This window comes from Stenotrophomonas sp. RS-48, from assembly GCF_030053245.1.
Lineage (GTDB): Bacteria > Pseudomonadota > Gammaproteobacteria > Xanthomonadales > Xanthomonadaceae > Stenotrophomonas > Stenotrophomonas maltophilia_P.
In genome coordinates this window covers 1-4,696 of record NZ_JASGBV010000112.1, presented here as the reverse complement: position 1 = coordinate 4,696, position 4,696 = coordinate 1, and the positions used below count along the sequence as shown (strand labels likewise).

At 67.6% G+C, this 4,696-nt stretch carries 3 protein-coding genes and 1 pseudogene; 2 read left to right on the top strand and 2 right to left on the bottom strand.

Annotation, left to right across the window (positions count from 1 at the left end):
* Positions 1–434: 434 nt before the first annotated feature.
* Positions 435–1,424 (top strand): fumarylacetoacetate hydrolase family protein, encoded by a 990-nt coding sequence (locus QMZ25_RS18000; protein ID WP_065175362.1) that lies wholly within the window; start codon positions 435–437, stop codon positions 1,422–1,424.
* A 14-nt stretch (positions 1,425–1,438) separates the two neighbouring features.
* On the top strand, positions 1,439–2,107 hold the full coding sequence (maiA, locus tag QMZ25_RS17995; protein ID WP_283220063.1) for a maleylacetoacetate isomerase: 669 nt from the start codon (positions 1,439–1,441) through the stop codon (positions 2,105–2,107).
* Positions 2,108–2,139: 32 nt separating this feature from the next.
* On the opposite strand, the gene QMZ25_RS17990 is transcribed toward maiA, so the two are convergent.
* Complete coding sequence (locus tag QMZ25_RS17990; protein WP_283220062.1) at positions 2,140–3,636, bottom strand: UdgX family uracil-DNA binding protein; 1,497 nt, start codon at positions 3,634–3,636, stop codon at positions 2,140–2,142.
* Positions 3,617–4,675, bottom strand: a pseudogene (locus tag QMZ25_RS17985) (putative DNA modification/repair radical SAM protein); the annotation flags it as partial. The gene QMZ25_RS17990 and the pseudogene QMZ25_RS17985, both read right to left, overlap by 20 nt.
* Positions 4,676–4,696: the final 21 nt, after the last annotated feature.

Genomic DNA, 4,696 nt, shown 5'->3' with positions numbered 1-4,696 from the left:
CACTCCCGCAACCGGACCCACCCCGCCTTCGACAGTTTCCTGCGAACTGGCGGAACGGATCTGACCCCCGTTTGGATTTCGATATCCGGAAGATTTCATCCACGCGTGGCGTGGATCTACTGACCGTCACCGGAAAACTGTCAAAGGTGGGGCGGTGTGGGCGGGCAGGACCGTTGGCGCCATGGATGGCGCCATCGAGCCCCCAGGGATGGGTTTACGGCGTGTCCTGCCCGCCCACACCGCCCCGCCAAATCCGCAGACAACCCAGAGCCGGCTGTTGCCATTGACGTTGCCCTGGCTTGAAGCAGGTGTAGGGCGCAGCCCTGCCTGACCCCCGCTACGGTAGGGTGGAGCGATGCGGCGCTGCAGCTTGGCGCCGCCCCATATTTGATTACACTTGAAACTTGTTTGCCCATGACTCCGGACACCCACCCATGAAGCTTGGTTCTTTGAAGGAAGGCGGCCGCGACGGCACCCTGATCGTCGTCTCGCGTGATCTGCGCCACGGCGTCCGCGCCACCGGCATCGCGGCCACCCTGCAGCAGGCCCTGGAGGACTGGAGCCGTGTCGCACCGCGCCTGAACGCGCTCTACGAATCACTGAACGCCGGTGACGCCGATGGCGTGTTCGACCTGGACCCGCAGACGCTGGCGGCGCCCCTGCCGCGCGCCTATGAATTCGTCGATGGCAGCGCCTACCTGCCGCACGTCGAGCGCGTCCGCCGCGCCCGCGGGGCCGAGGTTCCGGAAAGCTTCTACACCGACCCGCTGATGTACCAGGCCACCAGTGCCGGTTTCTACGGCCCGCGCGACGCGGTGAAGGTGGTCAGCGAGGAGTACGGCATCGATCTGGAGGCCGAACTGGTGGTCATCACCGACGACGTGCCGATGGCGGTCACCCCGCAGCAGGCCGCCGGCCACATCCAGCTGGTGGGTCTGGTCAACGACGTTTCGCTGCGCAACCTGATTCCGGGCGAGCTGGCCAAGGGCTTCGGCTTCCTGCAGTCCAAGCCGCGCTCGGCACTGTCGCCGGTGTTCGTCACCCCTGACGAACTGGGTGACGCCTGGCAGGACAGCAAGGTGCACCTGCCGCTGGTCACCCACATCAATGGTGCGTGGTTCGGTGCGCCAGAGGCAGGCGTGGACATGCAGTTCAACTTCGCCCAGCTGGTCGCGCATGCGGCCAGGACCCGTCCGCTGGGCGCCGGTACCATCGTGGGATCGGGCACCATCGCCAACGAGGACACCAGCAAGGGCGCGTCGTGCTTTGCCGAGCAGCGCACCGTGGAAACCCTGCGCGACGGCAAGCCGAGCACACCGTTCATGTCGTTCGGCGACGTGGTGCGGATTGAAATGTTCGACGCCGCCGGCAACAGCATCTTCGGTGCGATCGAGCAGCGCATCGAGCAGGCGGCCAGGCCCTGAGGAGGGACGCGGCGATGGAGATCCCGGTCGACGACGGCATCGTGCTGTACACCTACTGGCGATCCAGCGCCGCCTACCGCGTGCGCATCGGCCTGGAGCTGAAGGGCCTGCGCTGGGAGGCGCGCCAGGTTCATCTGCTGCGCGACGGTGGTGAACAGCACGGCGAAGCCTATCGCGTACTCAATCCGCAGGAGCGGGTGCCGACCCTGCTGCACGACGGGCAGGTGCTGACCCAGTCGCTGGCGATCCTGGAGTATCTGGACGAACGTTTTCCGCAGATGCCGCTGCTGCCGGCCGATGCGGCCGGCCGCGCCCGCGTGCGTGCACTGGCGCAGCTGGTCGCCTGCGACATCCATCCGCTGAACAACCTGCGGGTGATGCAGCATCTGGAACGCGGCCTGCACCTGTCCGCCGATGTCCGCACCCAGTGGACGCTGCAGTGGATCGCCGAAGGCTTTGCGGCCCTGGAAACCCTGCTGGCCGGCAGCAGCGACACCGGCACCTTCTGCTATGGCGACCGGCCCGGCCTGGCCGACATCTGCCTGCTGCCGCAGGTGTACAACGCACATCGCTTTGGTCTGGATCTGTCGCCGTATCCGACCCTGCGCCGCATCGAAGCCGCCTGCCAGGCGCTGGACGCATTCGAGCGTGCGCGCCCCGAAAACCAGATCGACGCGGCCTGATTGCCGCTGCGATCGCCGGGCATGGTCCGGCGCTACCCCTCGCTGGTTGGTGGCAGCGCGGGGCGACGCCCGGTGGATTCCGCATCCCCGATGAGCAACTGCCGCAGGTCATCGCGGAACAGCCGGTAGGCGTCTTCTCGACGGACCTCGTCGGCCTGCCGCAACACCCATGCGGGATGCACCGTGGCAGAGCCACGGGTGCCATCCGGCAGGGTGTGCCAACGGGCGCGATCACGCGTCAGGCTGAAATGGCTGCCGAACACCGCCGACGCCGCCGTTGCGCCCAGGCACACGATGATCTCCGGCCGCACCCGCTCGATCTCGCCCAGCAGCCACGGACGGCAGGCCTGCACATGGCGGCCCTGCGGACGTTTGTGCAGGCGCACCTTGCCGCGCCTCTCGTGGTGGAAATGCTTCACTGCGTTGGTCAGGTACAGCGTGGAGCGGGCGATACCCAGCTCGGAGAGGGCACGGTCCAGCAGCGCGCCGGCAGGTCCCGCGAAGGGGCGTCCGCACAGGTCCTCGGTGTCGCCCGGCTGTTCGCCGACCAGCATCACCCGTGCATCGCCAGGCCCTTCACCGAACACCACCTGGGTGGTGGACTCCCACAGGGGGCACTGCCGGCAGCCCGCTGCCTGGCGCTGCAGGGTGGACAGATCACTGGAGGGTGAGGGGACCGGGGATGTCGCCTGCCGCGATGGAATCCGCCGCTGGGGTGGCTGCGCCGGACGATCGTGCATGGCCTGCACGCGGTCTCCAGCATCGCGGATCAGCCCGGGCAGCAGCTGCGCCTCGGGCAGGTGCCGCCAGTACCGGGCAGGCATCTCCTGCTGCATCATCCGCGTGTTGAGGCGTGCGGGATTGAAGATGCTTGCGTAGTAGGTCTGCCAGAGCGTCTCGCGTGCGTCCTCCGCCGGCGCCTGCTCGCGGTGCCCGCCAGCGCCGAAGGACAGCGCCTGGCCATCCCAGTGCACGCTCCGGTAGGGGGTGAGGATGGCCCAGCGCATGCCAGCGAAGCGGCGTGCGAAGAACGCCGCGACCCGGTCGACGATCCGATGCTGCGGCTCGAACCATGCGATGAAGGCATCCTGCTCGCCGGGGATCTCGCGGAAGCGCACGAACGCCTTCATCTTGTGCGTGTCGCGGCGGACCGCCTGCGCCATCGTCATCGCGCGCAGCACATCGGCGTCGGTTGGATTGGAGAGCAGCGCGCGCTCGCCGTGCACGATCCGCCACAGCAGCCGGTACAGCAGTGGCATCGGCTGCGCATCGGCATGGCACAGGCAGGTGGAGGCCAGCTCAAGGAACGCACTCGGCACATGTGACACGGAGGGCGTTTCCAGAAGCGGGGCCTGGGTCGCTGCAGGAGCATCCAGCAACGACCCGGCGCTGCTTTCCAACCAGTCCAGCTGCTCGGGCGACAGCCCGCGCAGCAGCGCTTCGCGGGCTGCACCCCGCCAGGCATCGAGCGACCATGGGGGATCGACCCGCAGCGACCAGCGCTGGGCGTCAGGCCGCCGGCGGTGCATCGAACAGCGATCCCTGGCGGGGCGGCGGCGCCAAACGCGCACGCAATGCCACAGGATCCTCCAGCGCCTTGCGTGGCTGGTGGTCAGCCAGCAGCACGAACGGCAGCAGCTTGCCCATCGGTGCCTTCAGCCTCGCAATGTCCGCCACCCGCAGCCGGCCATGGCGGCGCGCCATCAACACGCGTTTCACATTGCGTACGCCGAGCCCGGGAACCCGCAGCAGCAGTTCCTTCGGCGCACGATTGAGGTCGACCGGGAAGCGCTCGGGATGGCGGATCGCCCAGGCCATCTTCGGATCGATGTCCAGATCCAGCATGCCCCCCTGCGCGGTGTCGGTGATCTCTTCCACGCCGTAGCCATAGAAGCGCAGCAGCCAGTCCGCCTGGTACAGCCGATGCTCGCGCTGCAGTGGCGGCGGCTGTACCGGGAGCTGCAGACTGGCGTCGGGAATGGGGCTGAAGGCCGAGTAGTAGACGCGGCGCATCCGGTAACTTCCGTACAGATTGTCGGCACTGCAGAGGATCTGCCTGTCGCTGGCGCCATCGGCACCAACGATCATCTGCGTGCTCTGCCCCGCAGGTGCGAAGCGCGGGGCTTTCGCTCGCGTCCGGCGCGGCGCGCCCGCGGTGATCGCGCGCGATGCCTTGCCGGCCTCCTTGGCTTCCTCGATGCGCCAGCGCAGCTCGCCCATGGCGCCGCGGATCGAGCCGACGGTCTTCTCCGGAGCCAGTTTCATCAATCCGGCCTCGGTGGGCAGTTCGACATTGATCGAGAGACGGTCGGCGTGCCGGCCGGCCGCTGCCAGCAGTTCCGGCGATGCTTCGGGAATGGTCTTGAGGTGGATGTAGCCGGCGAAGCGATGTTCCTCGCGCAGCCGGCGGGCGACTTCCACCAAGCGCTCCATCGTGTAATCCGCATTGCGGATGATTCCGCTGGAAAGGAACAGGCCCTCGATGTAGTTGCGCTTGTAGAAGTCCAGGGTCAGCGCGACCACCTCATCCACACTGAAACGCGCGCGTGGCACGTTGTTGGAGACGCGCGCGTTTCAGTGTGGATGAGG

Excerpts from the sequence above, each read along its gene's own strand:
- QMZ25_RS18000 (WP_065175362.1), top strand. The coding sequence starts at position 435 with ATGAAGCTTGGTTCTTTGAAGGAAGGCGGCCGCGACGGCACCCTGATC.
- maiA (WP_283220063.1), top strand. The coding sequence starts at position 1,439 with ATGGAGATCCCGGTCGACGACGGCATCGTGCTGTACACCTACTGGCGA.
- QMZ25_RS17990 (WP_283220062.1), bottom strand. The coding sequence starts at position 3,636 with ATGCACCGCCGGCGGCCTGACGCCCAGCGCTGGTCGCTGCGGGTCGAT.